This is a genomic window from Nitrospira sp. Ecomares 2.1 (genome assembly GCF_965152585.1).
The window spans coordinates 698,656-721,790 of sequence record NZ_OZ224219.1; the positions used below are offsets into that span (position 1 = coordinate 698,656).

Consider the following 23,135-nt stretch of genomic DNA (forward strand, 5'->3'; position numbering starts at 1 on the left):
GATGACTGGCGAAAAACGAGGGGTCCCTTCAGAGATTCTTCAGCAAATTCGAGATCGCATTGATATTATTGATCTCATTTCCACCTACGTGAGTCTTTCCAAGGCGGGGCAAAACTTTAAAGGGCTGTGCCCCTTTCATTCAGAAAAAACCCCCTCATTTTCGGTCAACCCCGTTCGACAAATGTTTTATTGTTTTGGCTGCAGTGTCGGAGGAGATGCCTTTACCTTTTTGATGAAACAAGAAGGCATGGATTTCATGGAGGCTCTGCGTGAGTTAAGCCAACGGACAGGAGTGGCTCTGCCTGAGCGTCGGGAAACAGGGGCGAAGCCCTCTTCAGGCTTATCTCGTGAGCGGTATTTTCATGTGTATCAATTGGCAGCATCCTGGTATCACCGCAATCTTCTGGAAACTCCTGAAGGGAAGGTGGCTCGAGATTATTTGGATCGACGGGGGATTGCCAGGGAAACCTGGAGCACATTCCAGTTGGGATTCGTTCCGGAAGGATGGAATGGCCTTTCCAAATGGCTGGAACAGCAATCCGTTAAGCCTGAAGAACTGGTTCAGGCTGGATTGCTGGCGCGGAAAGAGTCTGAGGACGGCACCAGGGTATCCACGTATGATCGATTTCGTGGCCGGGTGATGTTTCCCATTACTGATCCGCGTGGACAAGTATTGGGATTTGGTGGGCGGATCCTGGAAGATGGGGCCTCTCCCAAGTATCTGAATTCACCCGAAACCGACTTGTTCTTTAAGGGGCGATCCCTCTATGGAATGGACAAGGCCAGACAATCAGCCACCGCTTCCGGAAGGTTTTATTTGGTAGAAGGGTATTTTGATGTCATCGTTCTTCACCAAAACGGGATTGAAAATGCCGTGGCACCATTAGGGACGGCGTTAACCGCTGATCATGTCCAGATTTTACGCCGCTTGGCCCCGTCGGTCATGCTTGTTTTTGATGGAGATGCCGCAGGCATGGGCGCGGCGTTACGGACGCTTGATTTGTTCATGAATTCCGGCATTGAAGTCCGGGTGCTGCTGCTTCCGGCTGGCGAAGACCCTGACACATTTATTCGGAAAAACGGGGTGTCGGCGTTTCGTGAGTTGGAGGGGAAGGCCGCAACGTTGTTGGATTTTGCCATCATGTCGGTCTTGAACAAAGCCAAAATGCATTCCATTCAAGATCGAGTCAAGCGGGCGGATGAAATTCTTGCGATTCTTCAAAAGACCAAAAATCCCATAGAAAAAGAAGAATATCTGAAAGTGGTCTCGGAACGATTGGGTATTCGACCGGACTTACTCAGTAAACGCCTTCCGACGCTTTCCCGGCCGATGAATGCCGCCCCGTCTGTTAAGCGCCAGGAACAAGCTGTCACGAATCTGGCCATTCCTCAAGGCAAGCCGGAGGAACGGGATCTTATTGTGTTATTACTTCAAGGAAGACTGGAATCGAATCAGATTCGTCAACTCGATGAGGATGCGTTTACTGTCCCACTGTATCGCCATATTCTTCACAAGGCTTTTCAGCATACGGATGAAGAAGGGAATGTAAACCTTGATGCACTGCATGCGGAATTCAGTGGGGATCCGGCTTATGAGCCGGTCATTTCCCGGTTGAGTGTGGCGGAATATTATTGTGAGGAAGTGTTTGTTCATGTCGTCGGATGTCTCCGTGTTTTAAAGGAAAAACAGATCCAACGTCTAATGGATGAGGTGATTAGTCAACTCAAGGTTGCGCAACGGGAAGGACGCCAGGACTTGGTCGATGCTTTGGTCGCGGAGTCCAATGTACTTCGCCAGAAAAAGTCCCTATTAACAGCTTCTCCATGAATTTGGACCCTCTCATGGAATAAAATTCGTAGGGGTAGTTTTTCCTGAGCACCATTTATGGTAAAAGAGTGTGTGCGGCTTTATGATCTCGGGCCCATAGCTCAGTTGGTTAGAGCGGCTGACTCATAATCAGTTGGTCCCAGGTTCAAGTCCTGGTGGGCCCACCATGAGCGAGGGCCGGACTTGAATGACCGGGTGGGTAAACGTGATTTAGGATATTGAGGACTCTGTGAATTTGCAGTTGCAATACCTGATTAATCTTCAAAAATTTGATCTTCGAATTTTTCAGATTCAAGACCAATTGCGGAAGGCACCAGAGCTTCTCAAGTTCGCTGAATCTCCGCTTCAAGATATTCTCACTCGACTGCAAGTCCTTAAAAATACCGGTGAATCTCTCGTCAAACAACGACGAAGTTCGGAACGGGAACTCGCTACTCAAGAAGAGCAACTTCAGAAAATCAGAAATCGGCTTTCTGAATTAAAAACGAACAAAGAATACCAGGCGCATCTCTTCGAAATAGAGTTAGCTCGAAAGAAAAAAGATTCGATTGAGGAGAATGTGCTGGAAATGATGGAGCGGGTGGAACAGAACGAGCAGGCCATCAAGGAGCTTGAAGAGCAAAGCACCGAAGCCCAGAAAGTTTTTGATACCGAAAAGGCCAGACTGGAAACGCATTTTGCCAATTTGGAGAATGAGTTAACCGATTTAAACCGTCAGCAAACAACACTCTCCGTACTGGTGGACAAGCCACTGCTGGTTCGATACAACCGATTAAAAACATTGAGAAAAGGGTATGCTGTTGCCCAGCTTCGTGAAGGAGCCTGTGGGGGGTGTCAGCTTCAGCTTCCTCCTCAACTGGTCGCGGAGGTGAAGCGTGGTGATGAACTCATGGATTGTTCCTATTGCCACCGCATTCTCTATCTGGCTCGGCATCTTGATGAAGAAACGACTGAATAGCTATTTCTATATGCGCCACGTCTCTTGCTTTCATCCTTTTCTCAACCTACGATAACTAGCTATAGATGGTGCGAGTGGGCCGGGTGGCCGCTCACGGAATTTTCCGTGAGAGGAAAGTCCGGACTCCAAAGGGCAAGGTGCTGGGTAACGCCCAGGCGGAGCGATCCGACACCAGCGCCACAGAAAATATACCGCCAATGGCAAATTCTTCGGTTTTTGCCAGGTAAGGGTGAAATGGTGGGGTAAGAGCCCACCGCGCCTGTGGTGACACAGGTGGCAGGGTAAGCGTCACCTGGAGCAAAACCAAATAGGGGGACGATTCCCGGTTTGCCGAAGGAAGCGATTCCTTCCCGGATCGGGAGAGAGACTGGCCCGGTCGAGGTTCTCGGGTAGGTTGCTTGAAGCCTAGGGTAACCTAGGTTCCAGAGAAATGGTCACCATTGGATGAAACTCGTTTCATCCAGTACAGAATCCGGCTTACAGGCCCACTCCCTCACCATCTTTACGGTTTAAGTGGTTGTCAAATATTGTGGTGGTTTTTTTTACCGATTGATGAGCCATGGTCTGAAAGGTTTCACGAATGCGAGGAGACAATAGTACCGACTAAGCCACGTATTGTTCTGTTAGCTGATGGCATCTAAATGGTTGAGAATAACTTCTTGGTTTGACTCGTGTTTTCCTCATTGATAGAATGCCGGGTCCATCGCTTCAGTATTGTTCATAAAAGGCCAAATACCTATCCTGAAATATTGCGTCCCCATCGTCTAGCCTGGCCTAGGACGCCGGCCTTTCAAGCCGGCAACACGGGTTCGAATCCCGTTGGGGACGCCACTTCCTATTTTTTCAGTAGTTAGTCCCACGAGGATGTTGGCAGGATTCAGATTTTGCTAAATCGTCTGGTTTCTTTCGTATTTCAAGCATATTAAGCTCATACTTGTGTTGAGGCCTTCGTTCTTAAGGCTTTAAAGACCGTGACGACGATTGGCACGGTACGTAGCAAGTCCCCTCATGTATTTTCCGCTCTTTGCCCTGACCTTTTAGAAACGCGTCACCCGTTTTCAGAAATTAATGTGGTATCTTCCCAATTCGTTCATAGGACGCTTCTCCTATGGATAATCATTTATAGGCTCTTAGGAATCGAAAATTCTAAGTATGGGGTATGTCGTGTGTGCATGGAGAATGTTGTTCTGAGTCGAATCGTCACAGATATTCTGTTCTACACAATACCTCACCAATATCCGTTTCGCCCTATCCATATGTAAATTTGAGGAAGGCATCAAGAAATGCCAGATCATTCCGGTGCTCACTCCGATCAGGCCCGAGACAATTTCTTCAAAGGGTTATTTCACGTGCTGTCGTTGGGGTTGCGGCGCAAGCTGGAATCAATTTCGTTTCTCCTCAAGATCTTCGCGCCCAGACCAATCTTAATCCCGATGGAGCTTTACAGAAATTACTCGCAGGCAATCGGCGGTTCGCTGCAGATCAACTCACATCGATTGAGCCCGATCTGGCCATCTTGAAAGCGCATACCGTTGATAAACAAGAGCCATTTGCGGCCATACTTGCCTGTGCCGATTCTCGCATACCTGTGGAACTCGTCTTTGACCAGACGATCGGTCACATCTTCGTCACACGTGTTGCCGGGAATGTGGTGACACCGGAGATTATCGCCAGCCTGGAATATGGAGTGGCTGTCCTAGGGGTCAAAGTTCTCCTTGTGGTCGGTCATAGTGGCTGCGGGGCAGTAAGAGCTGCGATGAAACCCGACACGGTACCAGAACAAATCAGCGTGTTGTATCAATATCTTCTGCCAAATGGGACAGTCTGGCGATAATCTCGATAAAGCCATCGAGGCCAATGCAAGGTTTCAGGCCGAATTGCTACGCACGTCCTCTACAGTCATACGGGATGCTGCTAAGGCCGGAAAACGGTTGAAGCTGGAGTTTATGATCTTGCCACAGGCATAGTCGGTTTGAGCTAACCGCCTCAACCCTGATATTTTCAACTGAATCGGATTTTTGCAGATTGGGGTGATGGGAATCCGTGTGGTTACGAAAATCGAACTCGCTATTTCTTTGGGAGTCACTTTAAAAGGATAGTTTTTTGGTCTCTCTTGTCTGGCTCTCCTAGGATCACCGATACTTCAGTAGGGAATTGTAATGGTGAGTACTCGGAATGTCATGATTCTGTGCCAAGTCATGTATGGAATATTGATTCCTGAGCCTACCACTCCCAATTTTTCCACATTCTGAACAGGCCGCTTTATGGCTAGCATAAGTAATCGTCAAGATATTTGGAAAATACCGCTCCTCATTGAATCCCGTTGGGGACGCAAGGTTCAACCCGTTGAAGATTTGTTGAGAGGTATGGGTTTGTTATGCGGTATATTAGGTTTCCTAAGAATGTGGGTTTGCCCCCTTCACTCAGCCACTCAAGTTCGATATGGTAAAACACAAGACCAGAGCTTAATTCTTAAGTGAGTATGCCACTAATGGTGCGAAATTCTTTCTGTCCTGGCGGATGGTCCCTGACAGATTCTCGTACTCTTAATCATTCCTAATCTTTGGCGAGGATTGTATGACGCGTACATGGTTTTGGGGAATTGTTGGAATCCTTTTCATCATAAATGGTCTGAGCCAGCCTGCCTGGTCTCAAGAGTCCAAACCAGGAGATGCTCCAGAGCAGGATGATGGCCCGCCGGGTTCAATGGTGCTTATTCCTGAAGGGGATTTTCTCATGGGAGATAATGACGGTTCTCGAAATGAGCGACCGGAACATACGGTTTGGCTGGATGCCTATTTTATCGATCGGTACGAAGTGAGCATGGCGGAATACCAGAAATTATTGGATACCGATTATAGTATTGAACCTCCGCCGCTGTGGGATGATGGCATTGCCACGGGAGAATTTGGGATCAGACCGGCTGTGGGAATATCCTGGAACGATGCCAAACGGTACTGTGAATGGGTGGAAAAACGTTTGCCGACAGAAGCCGAATGGGAAAAAGCGGCCCGTGGCACGGATGGGCGAAGGTATCCATGGGGTCACATGCAGCCCTTTGTGGATATTGCTAACTATAACCAGGGGACGACGGGGTGGGTGAGTTATAAACTGACCCTTTCGCCGGTTACGAGCGGGACCAAGGGCATGAGTATTCGTCACGGCTTAAAACAGGGCGGAAAAAGCGCCTATGGTTTGTATAATATGGCAGGGAATGCTGCCGAATGGGTCAATGATTGGTATGACCGTTTTTATTATGAAGAGAGTCCCAAGAAGAATCCTCAAGGGCCGGAGGAAGGCGATTATAAAGTATTACGCGGGGGCTCGTGGGAGGACCAACCTGTAAACTTACGGGTAACCGCCCGCTCAAAAGGGGAAGTTGATTTTCAGGACCTGACAACCGGATTTCGTTGTGCCAAGGATGCGAAGTGACGGTGCGACTACTCGTAACAGTGGCCGCACCCGGTAAACTTTTACCTTGGGGTTTGGATGAGATCGCGAAGTGACTCAAGCGGTTGAATGGGAGTGGAAGGGCCTCGTTTTTGCCCATAGAGCCAACGAGCGGTTGTTCCTCCAATATTCCGAATGGTATAGGGTGCACCGCCTGGAATATGAATTTCTTCTCCCACGGATGGGTGTACTCGCTCTCCCGCTATCTCCAATTCCAATTCTCCTGACATTGCCATAAAAATTTCTTCCATATCCTGCGTGACGGCTCTCCATTCTCGTCCGGAATGATCAATCCACACCCCACAGGAAAATCCACGAGCATGCCAATTCTTCGAAACGGTTGAGCGATCAATGATGGGGTGGCTTTTCATGATAGGCCTCTTAGAGGATAAAAGACTTATAAAAAATTCCGATGAATAAGCTGGCGATCGCCGCAATGGAGCCATTGATTCCTGCCGAAGAAGAAGGGCGGAGATGGATGCAAGTGACAAGGACATGCGCCAGTCACTTGTATTGAAGGAAATCCATGGAAAAGCACCGGCAGTGCATTCATGGGGGTAGAAAGAAGGGAATGAAAGAGAGTGAAATTTTCTATGAATGCGTCCACTTATATAGAGGGGACATACCCCTGTCAATGTCACAAATTGTGGAAAAGGTGTGAACGATGGTGGATAAATTCACCGTGAAATCACGAACTCCTTTGTGAAAAGGGAATTCACTATGTGGATTATGGGGATAAATATTTTTTTGACGGCTTTGTCCAATAAAAGAGTGCGAAGCCAAATAAAATCCATCATTGATGTATAAGGTTTGTGGTGTCACGGTCCATGGGGCAACACTATTGCGGCATCTAAAGTAATTGGGGAAAATGGCTGATTTCCTATTCTGGGCACTGTCATCTCTGGTGTGGGGCCCTGTCCTTCGCGTATATTTTTACACGAATATGGTCCGTGGTCCGTATCGAACTTTAATCTACCCTTAGAACAAGATCATGATTGACGGATTGAACTATTACCAAATTCTGGGGATTCCTGAAGATGCACTCCTGAAGGAAGTGCAGAGCGCATGGCGGAAATTTGTCAAAGAAAATCATGAGGATGTCGTCCCACAAGCGGAACGACAGGCCGCCAAGGAAAGGATGTTCAGGATCAACGAAGCCTATGCCGTGCTCAGTCACGAAGAAAAGCGGGCTGATTACGATAATGGGTATATGCTGAATGGCGGGTCAAAAAATGAACTCGTGAGAAGTCGGGTCAGAAGAGCCAAAGAGATCCTTCTCAGGGATCGATCGCTCATTACCAGAGAAGAGATGAAACTCATCGAATCTATCATTGATTATCTTGATAAAAACACCCAGGAAGCGTGTTTTGTCTGGATGACCGATATCTTATGTGAACGTCCTGAAATGGCTAGACATGTAGTAACGTCCGCGTTTGATGAGCAACTGTTAGGAGCCAACAGCCAATTACTCAATACGCTTCTAGAAAAAGCGCCGTACGCAATGACCTGGGAAAAGATCTATCTCTATGGGGAAGAAATCCTTGGGGTTGCCGGGAAGGAGAACAAAGAAAGAAATTACAACCAACTCGCGCGCATCTTGTGTCACCGGCTTGATTTAGCCAAACATTTTGTATACCCCTCATTCCAGGAGCAAGCTTCCGGTTGTGAAAGCTGCCTGCTGCCAACCTTATTAAAAGTGGCCCCAAAAGAAATTACCCAGGACCATTTTAATGATTACATTGATACCGTTCACAGCATGCGGTGGATCGTGTACGGCCAGCTCAGAAACTATAACGAGCAGGCGGTTGCCTGGATACTGAAGGCCAGACCGGATCTGGTCAGAAAGCCTGAAGAGAAACCCGCACCGAAAGAGCTGCCACTTCCCTTGCGGTCATGACTTTAGAGATTAAATGCATCTATGGAATTTTTGACCATCCGGCGTCCTTTGAATTCAAAGGACGCCGGATAGAGTTCATCTTTTGACTATGAGTTTGTTTTTTATTTAGGGATTAGGTGTGACTTAAGAGAAATGAACTCACCCTCATGTTTCCCAATAGGTCTTATTTTTCAAGGCTTAATGGATTAAATCCTTGAATATTTAATGAAAGCTTTTTCCTGCACTTAGGGCAATTGGTGCTATCCAAATCATTATTTTTGGAATCCTTAACCAATAAACCAAAAAACGAAGCTGATCTATGATGATCGATAGTAAAATCAAAACCACAAGGGCATTGACATTTTCTTTTGGGCGGCATTTCATTATTTCCTTTAATCATTTTCCCAATGATGACTAGGAACACCCGTTGGTTGATCCGCAGTTATCGCACTTTAAACAGGTCCCGTTCCTCACCATTTTGAATTGTTTACATTCCGGGCATGGATCGCCTTCATAGCCTTTTTGCCGGGCCTCTTGTACTTCCGTGATGGTCAGGGTCTCGCGCTTCATTTCCACTTTTCTGGCGACTTTCCCATGTTCTCCGTTTTTCCCAACTCCGTTGCCCACCGATTTTCGAGAAGGGAATACTTCGGGACTAATTGAAGTCGAACTGAGTGAGCGTGGGTCCACTAAACCCTCTTCGCCTTCATCCGGCATATCCGTTTCTTTTTTGAGGGCATCCACTCGAAGATCTTCGGGAGCCACTTGTTCCAGGTCGTGACGGTCCAGATAGGTGATCGCCAGTTCACGGAAAATGTAGTCGATGATCGAGGTCGACATTTTGATGTGGTCGTTGAGCTTGACCGGCCCGTTTGGCTCAAATCGAGTGAACACAAATGCGTCCACATATTCTTCAAGAGGGACGCCATGTTGGAATCCAAGAGAAATCGCAATAGCGAAACAGTTCATCAAGCTTCGAAAGGCGGCTCCCTCTTTATGCATATCCAGGAAAATTTCGCCCAGGGTGCCGTCTTCATATTCGCCGGTTCGGAGATAGATTTTGTGGCCCCCGACAATGGCCTTTTGGGTATAACCGCCTCGACGGGTTGGGAGGGGACGGCGTTTCGCCAGGTAACGGACCAATACGCGGGAAGCGGCCTGTTTCGCCACGGAGGCAATTTGCTCATTTGAGGCAGATAAATCGCCCCATTCGCTGACGGTATTCAGCGGTTGGCTGAGTTTCGACCCGTCCCGATACAGGGCTACGGCTTTGACCATGGAAGTCCAGGACAGCATATAAGCCTCCTTAACCGATTCCACGGACGCCTCGGCCGGCATATTGATGGTTTTGCTAATGGCCCCGCTGATGAATGGCTGAGCGGCTGCCATCATCCGGATATGGGCCGGTGGAGAAATAAATCGTTGTCCTATGCGCCCGCACCGGTTGGCACAATCAAAAATTGGCAGATGTTCCGGTTTGAGATGTGGAGCGCCTTCAACGGTCATGGTGCCACAGCAAAAGTCCGTTGCCGCAAGAATTTCTTCCTGAGTGAATCCGAGAATTTTGAGAATATTTAATTGAGGACTCTGAAGTTGAGATTCAGTCAGACCTAATTTTTCACGACAGAATTCCTCGGTGAGGGTCCATTTGTTAAACGCGAAGTGAATATCAAAGGCTCCGTCCAGCGTGGCCTCCATGCGTTCCAGCACCTCGCGGTCGAATCCCTTGGCCAGCAACGTGTCATGGTTGATAAATGGAGCTTGTTTAAGAGTTCGGGTCCCCGTCGCATAGGTGATGATATCTTGAATCTGGCTTGAGCTGTATCCCAGATGCCGTAAAGCCGGAGGAAGGCTTTGATTGATGATTTTAAAGTAGCCACCCCCGGCCAGTTTCTTGAATTTGACCAGGGCGAAATCGGGTTCGATTCCGGTGGTATCGCAATCCATGACTAAGCCAATTGTGCCGGTTGGCGCGATGACGGTGGCTTGTGCGTTTCGATACCCGTACTGTTCACCCAGTTCCAATGCCCGGTCCCAGGATGTTTGCGCGGCTTGTAAGAGGGGTTGGGGACATTGGTCCGGTTGAATGCCCATTGGGGGAATTGTGAGCTCTTCATATTCATCCGCCGAGGCATTGTAGGTCGCTCGGCGATGATTTCTCATCACTCGAAGCATGGCTTCGGCATTACGTGGATAGGCGTTAAAGTGACCTAATTCTTTAGCCATTTCTGCGGATGTGGCATAGGATTCCCCGGTCATCAGTGACGTAATGGCCCCGCTCCAGGCTAAGGCCTGTGGCGAATCGTAGGGAATCCCAATTTTCATCAGAATGGAACCCAAGTTGGCATAGCCAAGGCCGAGCGTTCTATAGGCAAAGCTTTTTTCAGCAATTGCGCGGCCCGGGAATCCTGCCATCAGCACGCTAATTTCCAGGACAATTGTCCACAACCGGACGGCATGTCGAAATCCGTCTATGTCAAACTGTCCTTCCGATGTCAGAAATCGCCCTAAATTGATGGAGGCCAGATTGCACGCGGTATCATCCAAAAACATGTATTCGCTGCAAGGATTCGAGGCATTAATCCGACCATCCTGGGGACAGGTGTGCCATTCGTTAATGGTTGTGTCGTATTGCACGCCGGGATCGGCGCAGATCCAGGCTGCCCAGGCGATTCGATCCCATAATTCTTTTGCCGGCATGGTCTTGCAGACCGCACCGTCGGTGCGTCTGGTCAACTTCCAATCCCCGCCTGCCTGAAGGGTCTCAAAAAATTCATTCGGAATTCGGATGCTATTATTCGAGTTTTGCCCGGAGACCGTCTGATAGGCTTTGCTATCCCAATTGGTGTCATATTCATGGAACACAAAATGAGTAAACCCTTCCTGGGCATAGCTGAACATCCGGTGAATATAGGGTTCCGGCACGGCGGCTTCCCGTGCGGCTTGGATTGCCTCACGTAAGGAATGGTTATCCCGGGGATTGGTATCGACTTGCGTGGTCCCGTCCTGACGTGGGACGTGACAGGCCTTTAAAATGGCATTCAAATGACGTGCGCAGACTTTCGATCCGGTGACCATGGCCGCGACTTTTTGTTCTTCTATGACTTTCCAGTCAATAAATTCTTCAATGTCGGGATGATCCAAATCCAGGCACACCATTTTCGCGGCGCGGCGAGTGGTGCCTCCCGATTTAATGGCACCGGCGGCCCGATCGCCGATTTTGAGAAAGGACATGAGTCCTGACGAGCGACCGCCTCCTGATAAGGATTCTCCATCGGCCCGTAACTTGGAGAAATTGGTACCGGTTCCAGACCCGTATTTGAACAGGCGAGCTTCCCGAACCCACAGATCCATAATCCCGCCTTCATTGACCAAATCGTCAGAAATCGATTGGATGAAGCAGGCATGGACTTGAGGGCGCTCATACGCGTTGCGGGCCTGTTTGACCCGGTGGGTATTCGGGTCAACATAGAAATGTCCTTGTGAAGGTCCAGACAGGCCGTAGGCAAAGTGGAGTCCGGTGTTAAACCATTGGGGAGAGTTGGGCGCGGCCATTTGCCAGGCCAACATGTAACTCAGTTCGTCTTTAAAGGTTTCGGCATCTTCCGGGGTATCAAAGTAGTGATGAGTTTTGCCCCATTCCGTCCAACAACCGGCGAGTCGATGGAACACTTGCCTGGCATCACGTTCCCCTCCCAGCAGTGGGCCGCCTTTCTCATTGAGGAGTGGATGTCCCTGGTCGTCAAATTGGGGAACCCCGGCTTTACGAAAATATTTTTGGGCCAAAATGTCCACTGCCAGTTGGGACCAATGTTCCGGGGCCAGAATATTGTCTTGATGGAACACGGCTGAGCCATCCGGGTTTCGGATTTCTGAGGATCGGGTTGAGAATGGGATGGCCTGATAAGGGCTTTCACCCGTTTTTGTGAATCGACGGTCAATTTTCATGTAGGACTCCTTTGGAAGAGACTGCAAACCTGAGGGGTAATTCTTCGGTCATTTTTTCCGCCTCATCTGGCATTCCTGTCTTCCAAAGAGGGCGCACTAGAATTGTGCCTCTTTACTGCCAAGTATGGTCTCACGGAACGTGAAGTTCATACAATAAGCAGTGCAACCAGAAGCCATCAATGCAGTATATCGGCGAATGACTGGCCTCTAGCAGGGAAGAATTGGCTTATGCCAAATGCCTGCACACATCAAGGAAAATAGGAAAAATAAAACCGGAAGAAATAATTGGTATAAACCAATGCCCCACAATCTATAGCGGATAGAATAAAATGTCAATACTAAATGTTGTGACTGGTGCCTACTTGATGGGGATTTCTGTGCAGAACATGTGAGTTCAAAAAACCTAATATTTCGTGCGGAGTTCCGAATGAATTTTCATGGTTATCAACAGCCTGAAATTCTAGCCCAACAAGTTATGCACACGAAGATTATTCAAGACGAAAAAGATTAATAAAAATTTTCAGATGGCCTTTTATGGTTCTCACGACCATTCGTAAAACATGAATAATCAGGAAAGTGATAGAGGAAAAAATGTGTTCAGATTGAAAGCAGTCACGACGGGATCGGCAGTAAGTCTCTGTGCGAACATTTTGATTTGCTGCGGTATCCTATGTCACCTTATGGGTTTGTGGCAGGTGGATCAGATATGGTCCATGGGAGATTGGGAGGCCTATTTTTTGAAGAAGGAGCCGAATCATGTATGTGTGGAGTAAACCCTTGGTTCTTGGGTTGGTGTTGGCGTTGGTCTTGTTGGAGGGAATGTTTTTCCTCATGATCGGGGAGGGAGGGGAAAGCCAGTTGCATGTTCGAACCACTCAGTGGATTACGGCCAACTATGTCTTATTAATGATTTGGATCTTTGTCTGGATGTATGATCAAGCAAGGGTGAGGGGAAAAAATGTGTGGTTGTGGATCTTGCCCTTTGCTTTGTTCCCACTGCCGACACTGGCCTTTTTTATTTTCAGGCTTCAGCGGCGGATTGCCTGAGCAGATTTACCCGATAATCACTCGGGCCTTAGCATATCGATAGGGCTTACTGACGATGGTCTTGATGGCAAATAATCCGATCATCAATGGGCCGAACCGGCCCAAGAGCATGGATAGCATAATCATGACTTTCCCAAAATCGGTAAAGAGTGCCGATAAGCTGAGTGCTTCGCCGTTTCCTAAAGACATGCCCACAATGCCCATGGCCGAGGTGACCTCAAACATCAGGAATAAAAACGGTTGCGACTCGGTAGAATCCAGCAGAAGGGTCATGCCAGTAATCATGACAAAAGCAAGGATGGTGAAGCAAAGAGCCCGAGTAATGAGATCCTGGGGGATTCGCCGGTTAAAGATTTCGACGTCTTTATCTCGACGCAGCATGCTTAAGATGGTCAGAAAGACGATGGCGGCAGTGGTTGTTTTGAGGCCTCCTGCCATACTGCCGGGTGATCCTCCGATGGCCATCAGTAATAACAGAAAATAGAGGGTGGCATCCCGCATGTCGATGATGTCCATCGATGTAAATCCTGCAGTACGGGAAACTGAGTGAAAGTAGGAAATCGTCAGCTTTTTTCCGATGGAGGCGGATTGGAATGTGGAGGGATTGTTCCACTCCAATATGGTAATGCCTATTGTTCCACCCACGATAAGCAGGGCGGTGGTTACCAATACCAATTTGGTGTGTGTCTGTAAACGAAAACGTTGCCCACGAATATTGCCGAGAATATCTTCAAAGACAAAAAACCCGATGCTTCCAAAGATCACCAAAATGGTGATGATTCCATTGATGGTCCAGTCTGTTTGAAACGTTTTAAAGCTATCAGAAAAAAGGGCAAACCCTGCATTGTTAAATGCCGAAATGGCATGGAATATTCCGTAATAGGCGGCTGTCCACCACGGAAAGTCGACGGCAAAGCGAAGCGTGAGCAACACCGCACCTAGGCTCTCCAATCCAAAGGTAATAATGGCTACCAGTTTCACGAACCGGACTAATCCCTGTAAATCCATGGTATTCATCGATTCGCTGAGCATCATCCTGTCTCGTAACCCAAGGCGACGCCCCAATATGAGTAAAATCATTGTGGCCATCAACGCGTACCCTAATCCTCCAATCTGAATCAACCCGAGAATTACTCCTTGCCCGAACAGGGTGAAATCCTGTGGGGTATCCATGACGATGAGACCCGTGACGCAGACGGCGGAGGTTGCGGTAAAGAGCGCATCAAGGAAGGAGATGTGAACTCCTGGATGAGTGGCGATAGGAAGCATGAGCAGGCAGGCACCGAAGAGAATGAGTCCGAGGGCAGCAGATGCCACAATCTGGCCAGGTAGTAACCGAAAGCCGACACAACGGGCTATCAGGAGTTTTCCGAAACCGTCACTCATTGGGTAAAGGAAGGGGGTTCGTTTGAATGTGAATCAGGATGGGCGGATAGGGGCATCTGGTTCGAACCATCAGGAATGCCAGGCTTGGTTCATGTCCAAGCGCAGCCCTTTTGTTAGAAACAATAGGAATGAGGTGGGAGACAAAATTGAAAGACGATAGATGACTCTCGGGTAATCCCCGACTGGGCCAGACTGCATGATGATAATCGAAAAATACTAGCATGTTCGCCCGGCAATGGAAACCTGGGTTCCTGTTGTCTTGTTGTGCGGAAAGGCCTTCTTTATAATGGCATGCCTATGAATTCTGAGGATTTCCAACAACCCCAACCACGTGTGACGTTCTATACGTTAGGGTGTCGACTCAATCAGGCTGAAACGGCTGTCCTTAAGGACGGGTTTCAGCACAGCGGGTATCTCCCGGTTGAATTTGGTCAGGAAACGGATGTTTTTGTGATCAATACCTGCACCGTCACGGAAGGGGCCGAGGTCGATTGCCGACGAATCGTTCGCCAGGTCCTCCGTCATTCGCCCCACGCCTTTGTGGCGGTCACCGGGTGTTATGCTCAGACCGGACTTGAAGTGCTCCGCCGCATGGCCGATATTGACCTCATTATCGGCAATCAATTCAAAATGCAGCTGCCTGAGATCATTCCACCATTTTCTCAGCTTAAAAAACAGCCTGTGCCACTGGTGCATCATGGGCGGATTGATCCTGAGAATTTTTTGATAGAAGGCGTAGGAGCCTATACCACGACTCGCGCAAATGTGAAAATCCAGGACGGGTGTCAATTTATGTGTTCGTTTTGCCTGATTCCCTTTGCCAGAGGCCGGGAGCGGAGTCGGTTTCTGGAGGATGCGGTTCGTGAGGCCGAGGAATTGGTGGAAAGAGGGCATCGTGAGTTAGTGCTGACGGGAGTGAACATCGGACAATATCGGGATGGAGCTGCCGACCTCTTGGTGCTCCTTCATCGATTTGAGGCCATTAAAGGCCTGGAGCGGATCCGTATTTCCTCAATTGAACCCACGACAGTTCCTGAGAGTCTTCTGGACTATATGAGCAGTTCCACCAAGCTGTGCCGGTATTTGCATGTGCCCTTACAGAGCGGAGATGATCGTATACTGGAGGCCATGAATCGGCGATATTCGGTGCGAGAGTATTCGGAAGCAATGGAATCTGCTCTGAAGCGGATTCCAGATCTGTGCTTTGGAACGGATGTGCTGGTGGGGTTTCCTGGGGAGGGCTCACGAGAATTTTCGAATACGGAAGCGGTGATCCGGGATCTTCCTTTTGCGTATTTGCATGTGTTTAGCTACTCGCCCAGGCCAGGGACCGCCTCGACCAAGTTGCCACATGCCGTGTCTCCAATAACGACAAAAGAGCGGAGTCGGAGATTGCGGGAATTATCCGATCACAAGCGAATGGCTTTCCAACAGCGGTTTATAGGGCGACGAGTCTCGGTGTTATTTGAAGCAGCCGAAGCCGAGGGCTATTGGCCGGGGCTGACGGATAATTATATTCGAGTGGCCGTTCGTTCTCCACATCCGCTACGTAATACCATTCAACCGGTTGTCGTAACCGGCATCATGTCGGGTACGACGTTGGGATTGCTGGAGCCATCCTCTGAGGCCTCTCCCACGGCAAAGGATCTGTATTCTGTTTCTTCACTCGTGAGCGTTTCATAGAAAGGCGATGGTTGTGAGCGGACCCTCTTTACTGATCCCTACCAGCTTGAAGGCTCGGACCCATTTGCCTGATAAAGGGCGCTATCAGGTGTATATGGAGACCTTCGGGTGTCAGATGAATGAATATGATTCGGAAATCGTTCGTTCTCTGTTAAAAACCCGGGGATTTCAATTTACTCCGTATGATGATGAAGCCGATGTTATTTTGTTTAACACCTGTGCCATTCGAGAGAATGCCCATAATCGCGTGTATGGCCATTTGGCCCGGTATACCAATAAAAAACAGGAACGAGGCTTAGTTATCGGGGTATTAGGCTGTATGGCTCAGAATCTGAAACAAGAGCTGATGGATACGCGCTCATTCATTGATGTGCTCGTCGGGCCAGATGGATACCGGCGACTGCCCGATCTTCTCATGGATGCGTTGGAGCATCGCAAAAGAGGGTTGGCCGTTGATCTGTCTGAATACGAAACGTATGCCCATATCGTTCCGGATCGGCCGGTTGGAATTAATGGGTGGATTGCGGTCATGCGGGGCTGTGATAATTTTTGCTCTTTTTGCGTGGTGCCGTATACGCGAGGACGAGAACGTTCCCGAGATCCGGAGGGGATTATTCAGGAAGCCCATCAATTGGTCAGTCAGGGAGTTCGGCAAATCACCTTATTGGGACAAAATGTCAATTCCTACCGGTCAGGAGAGTGGGATTTTGCCCGATTGTTAATAGCGGTTGGGGATGTTCCTGGGATTCAGCGGGTGCGGTTTATGTCTCCCCATCCCAAAGATTTTCCGCCAGCCCTGCTTGAAGCCGTTGCGGAACATCCCGCCATCTGTAAAACAATCCATTTGCCCCTGCAATCGGCCAATGATCGAATTCTGGAACGCATGGGTCGGGGATACACTCAAAGAGAGTACCGTAAGCTGGTTGAGGCCATACGAAAGAAAGGCCCTCTTGTTTTGACCACCGATCTCATTTGTGGATTTTGTGGAGAAACCGATGAGGAGTTTCAGGAGACCTATCGTCTTATCCAAGAGGTGGGATATCAGGCGGCATTCGTATTTAAATATTCTGAACGAAAGCACACGATTGCGGCCAGAAAATTTGTGGATGATGTCCCTGAGCAGGTGAAGGGGGCTCGGACGAATCAGATCGTCGAATTGCAAAAAGAAATTTCCCTTTCAAAAAACAAAGCACTCATCGGCACCACGGTAGAGGTCATGTTGGAAGGGCATTCCAAAAAATCCGATTTGCAATGGATGGGGCATAGCGACCACAATGTGACGGTGGTCTGGCCCAAGGATAACGAAGTCCGTCAACCAGGAGATCTGGTGCCTGTTTTGGTCAGTGATGCTTCGCCTTCCACCCTTTATGGACATGTCCAATCCTGATGGATTTTGTGTGTTTCTGGTAACCCAAGATTCTTTATCCCATCCTCATTCCCTAAATCGCTGATTTTTCTGCGATTCCTTTTGTGTGAATCCTCCCAAACAGAAATTTTACTGAGTTTGCCGTCGTGTTTAGTTGGGAGAATCCGGCCCAATCGTACGCTGGTTTCTACCTCAAGTCAGTTGCTCATTGTCCGATAAAACCTTTGATTACTTGTAGATTTCCGGTCGCATGGCGGAACGGAATGTCTTTCAACTTCCTGGTGCTCATTTAAAAAAACTCCCCATACAAACGAGCTATGGAGGCCAGCCTATATCGTGTTACGTCTGGATGATTGGCTTTCGAAGGAATGTTGTTGTGATGGATGGCGATAAAAGGCCTGAGGTGTAGCGAACAATGGATGCCCAGATTCTGCAGCGTATAAAAAATTGCAAGACCCTTCCGGCGATTCCCGCGCTGCCTCTGCAAGTACTTCAACTGTGTCGGGATGAGAGGACTACCGCTCAACGTATTGGTGACGTCATTAGTAAAGATCCATCCTTTGTCGCCAAACTGTTGAATGTGGCAAATTCCAGTTTTTACGGGGGCAGTCGCCATAAAGTGACGACGGTCACCCATGCGGTGACGTTATTGGGCATGAATTCTATTGCCACGTTAGCCTTTTGTTTTTCGTTATATCGGGATTTACGAAAAAAAGGTGGCGGAGCGTTTGATCATACCCATTTTTGGCATCGATGTATTTTGGCGAGTTTGGCCTCGAAAGTATTGGCCAAGCGCGTCCGGGTGACGAACGAAGAAGAAATTTTCCTTGCCGGATTATTGCAGGACTTGGGCGTGTTGGTGATGAGCGAGGCTTTAGGCATGGAGTATGGGTTGATATATAAAAAAGCTGCTCAGGATCATCAGGTATTGGAGACGTTAGAACAGGATCGATGGAAAACGGATCATTGCGAGATCGGGGCATGGTTGGCTGAGACCTGGGAATTGCCAGAATTATTGCGAGAATCCGTCAAAGGGAGTCATGATCCCTCCTTGGCATCCAGTAGCGATGAAGTTTCCCGGTTAACTATCCAATGTGTAGCCCTTTCGGGGCGTTTAGCTGATATGTGGTGCCACCAACAGCCGGAGATGGCTATTCAAGCAGCTATCCAATCATCAAAGGAACTTTTGGATATTGAACCTGAGGGACTTGTGGAAGTCGCCAAACAAATTGCTGATGGAATTCCTGATATGTCCAGCTTTTTCCAAATCAGCTTGGGGAACTCCGATGACATTCAAAAAGTGTTGGATAATCTTGAGCAAATCGTCACGGGTATCTCTCCATCCGAAATGTCAGAACCAATCCCTGCCTTATAAGGCCGGGATTCCTCCAAGGTTTCTCCGCAGTCTACCTCAGCATTCAATCAGTTTAGCTCCAGTTTTATGCGAATGTATTTGCCCGTGACTTCCAATGTCAGGTGGATGGCGGGATAAGTCCGTCGAATTACCAGGAAATGCCGAAGACCTGACCTAGGAGGTCTTGAGACATAAGGCGACATTTACTCGGGATCGTGTAGAGGGAAAGAGAATTTATCCGCTCAAGGGGACTGTCAGAATTGAGGTCCAGTCAACGGGATGTTCGCTTTTGGAGCGGATAAGATGGATCATGTCGGATGTAAAGTTGATGCGCAAATTTTGAGATAAAGTTGACGTGATTCTATCTTTCAGTTCAAGGGAATAATGACCATACAACAGGCTGAGATGGGGCATATAGGGGCTGGGATCCTTGACGAACGTTTTTCTTGCCAGTTCATGCGCATTCATGAGTGCTGTTGTTTCCTGGGTCTTTAAGAACACACATTGAAAATACTGATCAGCAAGGCCTGGTTCGGTCAGAAGAATATCGATAGGTGAAAGCGATTCACCAAGTTCCAAGCACCGAACGGATATATCCTCTACTGTGCTTGGAAGAGAACCCAAGAGCGTCACATGCGGCTCGAAGACTGGAGCGTGATACGCTCTGCTCAAATCGGTAATGGCCTCCATGAGAATGTCGTAGGCCGGACCAGTAGGTGCCAACCAGAGGTGATAGGTGTTTGCCACATACACCTTTCAGATTTGTTGAGAAGCGTCGGAATAACGCATTTTTATGGCCCAAAGGAGTATTTTAAGTAGGGATTTTTTCTTTTGGTTTTGAAGGTTTAATTCCGGTCCAGATGAGCAGGCCTCCACTCATGATCAATGCCAATGGAACGAGCATCAATACAAAGAGGTTCCCCTTGGCTTGCCAGGCTGCTGTGCCCATTGTCCCGCCGACAAAAGCCAACGCGGTGCCGAGTAAGATCAGGATAATCCTTAGGATGAAGAATGCGAACTGCTTGAACTTGCTTCGATACGCTTTTGGAGGTTCTGCCTCTCTACCGAACAAAAGTATTGGTCTCGTGGCCTGGGTGTTCCGTCGGTCCCCCTTTTTGCCCGGTCCACTAAGTGTTTTCTCGTCACCGGTTGTGTTCCTGATGGGCCCAAGGATTTGAAACCGGATGGCAATGAACCCTTGATTTGCGACAGAGATGTAATCCAGCCTGAGTTGCAAAAATGGCCAGATCCCCCCAGTCACAATCTGTTTGGCTACATCACCCGGAACATACCCCAACATATCCCGTTTTGTAGAAAAGATTTGCTCCGATACCCCAAATATTTTGATGGCATGAGGGTCCTGGGGATTGCTGGGTTCTTGTTCCCAGTCCAACAGATGATTGGAACCTTGGATAAACTGCCAGACAATGGTCTGCCGATCTTGAATTCCCTGAATCTCAAGGTTTTCATAGTAGACTTCATACCCGACTGGGATTGGTGGCAAGAAAGAAATGCCATCAGGCATGACGATGTTCTGCCGGTCTTTTCGTTCCGACATGCTTCAGTCGTACCTTTTTCGTTGATTTAAGGGGGAGAAATGGTGACTTCTCTCTCGAAACAATGTCCTTTGGTCTATTTCTTTCAACAGGGTCCTCTCTTGGGTGTGCTGCATAGAGCTTGAACCAACTCCGATCAAGCAACGGTCCATACACCATACAAAAATTCGAGGGTAAAGGAAATGCATGGAAAGATTTGTAGCTAATTGACATGTTGTCTTGGTGCGGTGTTGTTGCTTGCCCCAACAGAAGAGCGGGGGATGACCTCCAAAATATTGGTCAACTAGGAGATGTAGAGGTGATCAAACAGGAGGTCTCTTTCCTATTCCGTTTCATAAGGAAAAGGAGAAGGGTGCCATGTTGAATTTGAAAGGAGAGCTATGAATATGAGGAGAGACTATTGAGTCAAAGAGGAAAGAATTGGTTGTAGGTCCGATCTTTTTACTTTCATTATTGGGATTGGAAAAGAGTTGCTCACATGAAAAAGACTCATCATGTAAAAATGAAGGTAAACTATGAAGCCTTTAGCAATACGCCGGGAGTTTAATGGCGTCAAGAAAGATAGGATTTTCATTGACCGTGAGGATTATTTTACAATCCACACAAGAATCGCGGCAAAGAGAATGAGCCACCACCGAACACTCAACGAGAACTTTTCTCCCTCGCTTTGGTAGTAAAATCGTCTGTTCATCTCACATCTCCTCAGTTGATGATTTTCAAAATACAGGGGTATGTTGATGCTGACCATTACACATCTGACCTACATTCGAGGCCGGGTCTGTTGGGGGATGGGCCTTTCCCAATGAGCAATTGGGTCAAACAAAAAAGAGCCTGCCCGATGCGGGGCAGGCTCTGGGAAAAGTACCTGAAGTTAACTTTGTTTTTTTTGCCTGAGATTTCTTCTCTTATCCTTCCTCAATGTTTCAGTGAAGGGTTTTCACCACTTTAGGGTTGAATGTCCCAGTCGGTGGAGACTGTGTCAGGGGAGCTGATTCCAATCAGGGTTACCCCATTCATCAGCCAGACTTTCACCTCCCCTGTCGTTGTATTCTTCAAGACCACGTCCGCTTTCCCATCTCCACTCATATCCCCCACCTGCTCAATCTCCCACGCCGAGGCGATGCCGCCTAAAACTTTAGACGACGCAATAGAGGTCCCATTCATCAGCCAGATGGACACGATGTCGCTTGTGTCATTCTTCCAGATAAGGTCGGCCTTCCCATCGCCATTGAAATCGCCCATACCGGCAATCTTCCAATCCGTGGAGGTGCTGCCGGGAAAGCCCGTGTTGGTCACTATGGTTCCATTCATCACCCACACTGCCACGGCTCCATTGCTGCCGTTACGCCATATGACATCGGCCTTGCCATCCCCAGTCACATCTCCGACCCACTTGATTTGCCAGTTGAGCGGCACCCCGCCCGGGAAGCCGACGGCGGTCCGGAGAGTCCCATTCATCAGCCAGATGGCCGTGTTACCGTCACTGCTGTTACGCCATATCAAATCGGCTTTGCCATCGCCGTTGACGTCCCCGACGGCCTGAATGACCCAGGTGGTCGGCGCACTGCCGGGAAAACCCGTGGACGTGACGGTCGCGCCGTTCATCAGCCAGATCGCCACCGTGCCGTTGGTGCTATTGCGCCAGATGACATCGGCCTTGCCATCCCCTGTTACATCGCCGATTCCCGCGATCTGCCAGTTGAGCGGCACCCCACCCGGGAAGCCGACCGAGGTCCGGACGGTCCCATTCATCAGCCAGATGGCCGTGCTCCCGGTAATCGCGTTACGCCATAATAAATCGGCTTTCCCGTCCCCATTGAGATCATATGGGGAATTCGTGGGCAACATGATTGGAGGAGGGACTGGTCCACTCCTGGTATCTGTTCCCGTCTGAGTCCACTGACAGGTATCACCAACGAGATCCCGACCAGCAAACGAGTAGGTCAAGGTATTGCCCGCAAGGGAACCCGTTAAAGTGGATGTGCCGCTAAACCAAAACCCGCCGTTGAGGGTAACCACATAGGGGCATGAGGCGCTCACCGTCCCATCAGGTGAAACGGAGCCTGAGCAGGTCACTGTTTGTACAGCTGAAAATCCGTTATCAACCACGGTATCCACCTGTGTGAGGCTCCAATTGGCGCCAGTTTGATTGGTAATAGTGTAAGTATCCCCTCCAGGATCGTTGTCGGGACCGTTATCATCTGGATCCTGACATCCCGTTGTTGAGCTGCTACTGGGGCCATCTGTCCAGGTGCCTCGAATATCCGGCACTGTCCCCGCATGCAGGCTCTCTATGGCCAAAGGCAGAAAAAGTAATCATTTGCTAAACCCAGGATCACCTGTAAATATGTCCAATTTTTGCGCTTCATGTGAAATGCCTCCTGTTGAATCCCTGACAGTTGCTTTCCACCGTTGAGTCTGAAATAAGCAAAAAATAAACCTTTTGTAGGACACAATTCTCATGGGCGTTAATCTCTTGTAGAAATGCACCCTTGTAGAATGGGGCGCATGAAAAGACCACCTGTGGCACAGGGAGCCTTTGTAGAAAAAATGTCCAAACCATCATGCCACTTTGTCCAACTACTGCCCCCTATCTGCTACGACAGTTGGCGTTAACATCTTCCTGGTTGAATACGGTCCATTAATTTCTTGCTATCCCCATTAAGAGGGTCGTACTCGATTT

The 23,135-nt window shown here is 48.7% G+C and carries 15 protein-coding genes, 2 tRNA genes and 1 other RNA gene; 12 read left to right on the top strand and 6 right to left on the bottom strand.

The genetic code is table 11. The features are described from left to right. Nucleotide 1 precedes the first annotated feature (1 nt). From dnaG to ACWHYD_RS03325, 7 genes are all read left to right on the top strand, one after another. Nucleotides 2-1,828 (top strand): DNA primase, encoded by a 1,827-nt coding sequence (gene dnaG / locus ACWHYD_RS03295; protein WP_447964498.1) that lies wholly within the window; start codon nt 2-4, stop codon nt 1,826-1,828. A 90-nt stretch (nt 1,829-1,918) separates the two neighbouring features. After that, nucleotides 1,919-1,995, top strand: a tRNA-Ile gene (locus ACWHYD_RS03300). Between the two features lie 62 nt (nt 1,996-2,057). After that, nucleotides 2,058-2,786 carry a zinc ribbon domain-containing protein gene (locus tag ACWHYD_RS03305; protein ID WP_447964499.1) on the top strand — a complete coding sequence of 243 codons (729 nt, stop codon included), beginning with the start codon at nt 2,058-2,060 and terminating at the stop codon, nt 2,784-2,786. Nucleotides 2,787-2,857: 71 nt separating this feature from the next. Further along, nucleotides 2,858-3,282: RNase P RNA component class A (rnpB, locus tag ACWHYD_RS03310), an RNA gene on the top strand. A gap of 257 nt (nt 3,283-3,539) precedes the next feature. Continuing rightward, nucleotides 3,540-3,617: transfer RNA gene (locus ACWHYD_RS03315), tRNA-Glu, on the top strand. 433 nt (nt 3,618-4,050) lie between these two features. Continuing rightward, nucleotides 4,051-4,620: a carbonic anhydrase gene (locus ACWHYD_RS03320; RefSeq protein WP_447964500.1), complete on the top strand. Its 570-nt coding sequence runs from the start codon at nt 4,051-4,053 to the stop codon at nt 4,618-4,620. 743 nt (nt 4,621-5,363) lie between these two features. Next, entirely contained in the window at nt 5,364-6,218 is an 855-nt protein-coding gene (locus ACWHYD_RS03325; RefSeq protein WP_447964501.1) for a formylglycine-generating enzyme family protein, read from the top strand. 41 nt (nt 6,219-6,259) lie between these two features. Here ACWHYD_RS03325 and ACWHYD_RS03330 read toward each other — a convergent pair whose 3' ends face one another. Next, complete coding sequence (locus tag ACWHYD_RS03330) at nt 6,260-6,607, bottom strand: cupin domain-containing protein (RefSeq protein WP_447964502.1); 348 nt, start codon at nt 6,605-6,607, stop codon at nt 6,260-6,262. Between the two features lie 620 nt (nt 6,608-7,227). On the opposite strand from ACWHYD_RS03330, the gene ACWHYD_RS03335 reads away from it, so the two are divergent. After that, entirely contained in the window at nt 7,228-8,133 is a 906-nt protein-coding gene (locus ACWHYD_RS03335; protein WP_447964503.1) for a J domain-containing protein, read from the top strand. Between the two features lie 393 nt (nt 8,134-8,526). Here the strand turns inward: ACWHYD_RS03335 and ACWHYD_RS03340 are convergent, their stop codons facing one another. Beyond that, complete coding sequence (locus tag ACWHYD_RS03340; protein WP_447964504.1) at nt 8,527-12,060, bottom strand: vitamin B12-dependent ribonucleotide reductase; 3,534 nt, start codon at nt 12,058-12,060, stop codon at nt 8,527-8,529. 756 nt (nt 12,061-12,816) lie between these two features. Between ACWHYD_RS03340 and ACWHYD_RS03345 the strand changes: the two genes are divergently transcribed. Further along, entirely contained in the window at nt 12,817-13,107 is a 291-nt protein-coding gene (locus ACWHYD_RS03345) for a hypothetical protein (RefSeq protein WP_447964505.1), read from the top strand. 6 nt (nt 13,108-13,113) lie between these two features. Here ACWHYD_RS03345 and ACWHYD_RS03350 read toward each other — a convergent pair whose 3' ends face one another. Next, a complete protein-coding gene (locus ACWHYD_RS03350) occupies nt 13,114-14,493 on the bottom strand; it encodes a TrkH family potassium uptake protein (protein WP_447964506.1) in 1,380 nt (459 codons plus the stop codon). Nucleotides 14,494-14,784: 291 nt separating this feature from the next. Between ACWHYD_RS03350 and mtaB the strand changes: the two genes are divergently transcribed. From mtaB to ACWHYD_RS03365, 3 genes are all read left to right on the top strand, one after another. After that, nucleotides 14,785-16,176, top strand: a complete 1,392-nt coding sequence (mtaB, locus tag ACWHYD_RS03355; RefSeq protein ID WP_447964507.1) for a tRNA (N(6)-L-threonylcarbamoyladenosine(37)-C(2))-methylthiotransferase MtaB — start codon at nt 14,785-14,787, stop codon at nt 16,174-16,176. A 13-nt stretch (nt 16,177-16,189) separates the two neighbouring features. Beyond that, on the top strand, nt 16,190-17,563 hold the full coding sequence (gene miaB / locus ACWHYD_RS03360) for a tRNA (N6-isopentenyl adenosine(37)-C2)-methylthiotransferase MiaB (RefSeq protein WP_447964508.1): 1,374 nt from the start codon (nt 16,190-16,192) through the stop codon (nt 17,561-17,563). A 394-nt stretch (nt 17,564-17,957) separates the two neighbouring features. Then, entirely contained in the window at nt 17,958-18,917 is a 960-nt protein-coding gene (locus ACWHYD_RS03365; protein ID WP_447964509.1) for an HDOD domain-containing protein, read from the top strand. A gap of 213 nt (nt 18,918-19,130) precedes the next feature. Here ACWHYD_RS03365 and ACWHYD_RS03370 read toward each other — a convergent pair whose 3' ends face one another. The 3 genes from ACWHYD_RS03370 to ACWHYD_RS03380 all read right to left on the bottom strand — a co-directional run bounded on the left by ACWHYD_RS03370 (nt 19,131) and on the right by ACWHYD_RS03380 (nt 22,723). Beyond that, nucleotides 19,131-19,643, bottom strand: coding sequence for a hypothetical protein (locus tag ACWHYD_RS03370; RefSeq protein ID WP_447964510.1), 513 nt, complete (start codon nt 19,641-19,643; stop codon nt 19,131-19,133). A gap of 64 nt (nt 19,644-19,707) precedes the next feature. Continuing rightward, entirely contained in the window at nt 19,708-20,454 is a 747-nt protein-coding gene (locus ACWHYD_RS03375) for a hypothetical protein (RefSeq protein WP_447964511.1), read from the bottom strand. Nucleotides 20,455-21,397: 943 nt separating this feature from the next. Next, nucleotides 21,398-22,723, bottom strand: a complete 1,326-nt coding sequence (locus ACWHYD_RS03380) for an FG-GAP repeat domain-containing protein (RefSeq protein WP_447964512.1) — start codon at nt 22,721-22,723, stop codon at nt 21,398-21,400. Between the last annotated feature and the right edge of the window lie 412 nt (nt 22,724-23,135).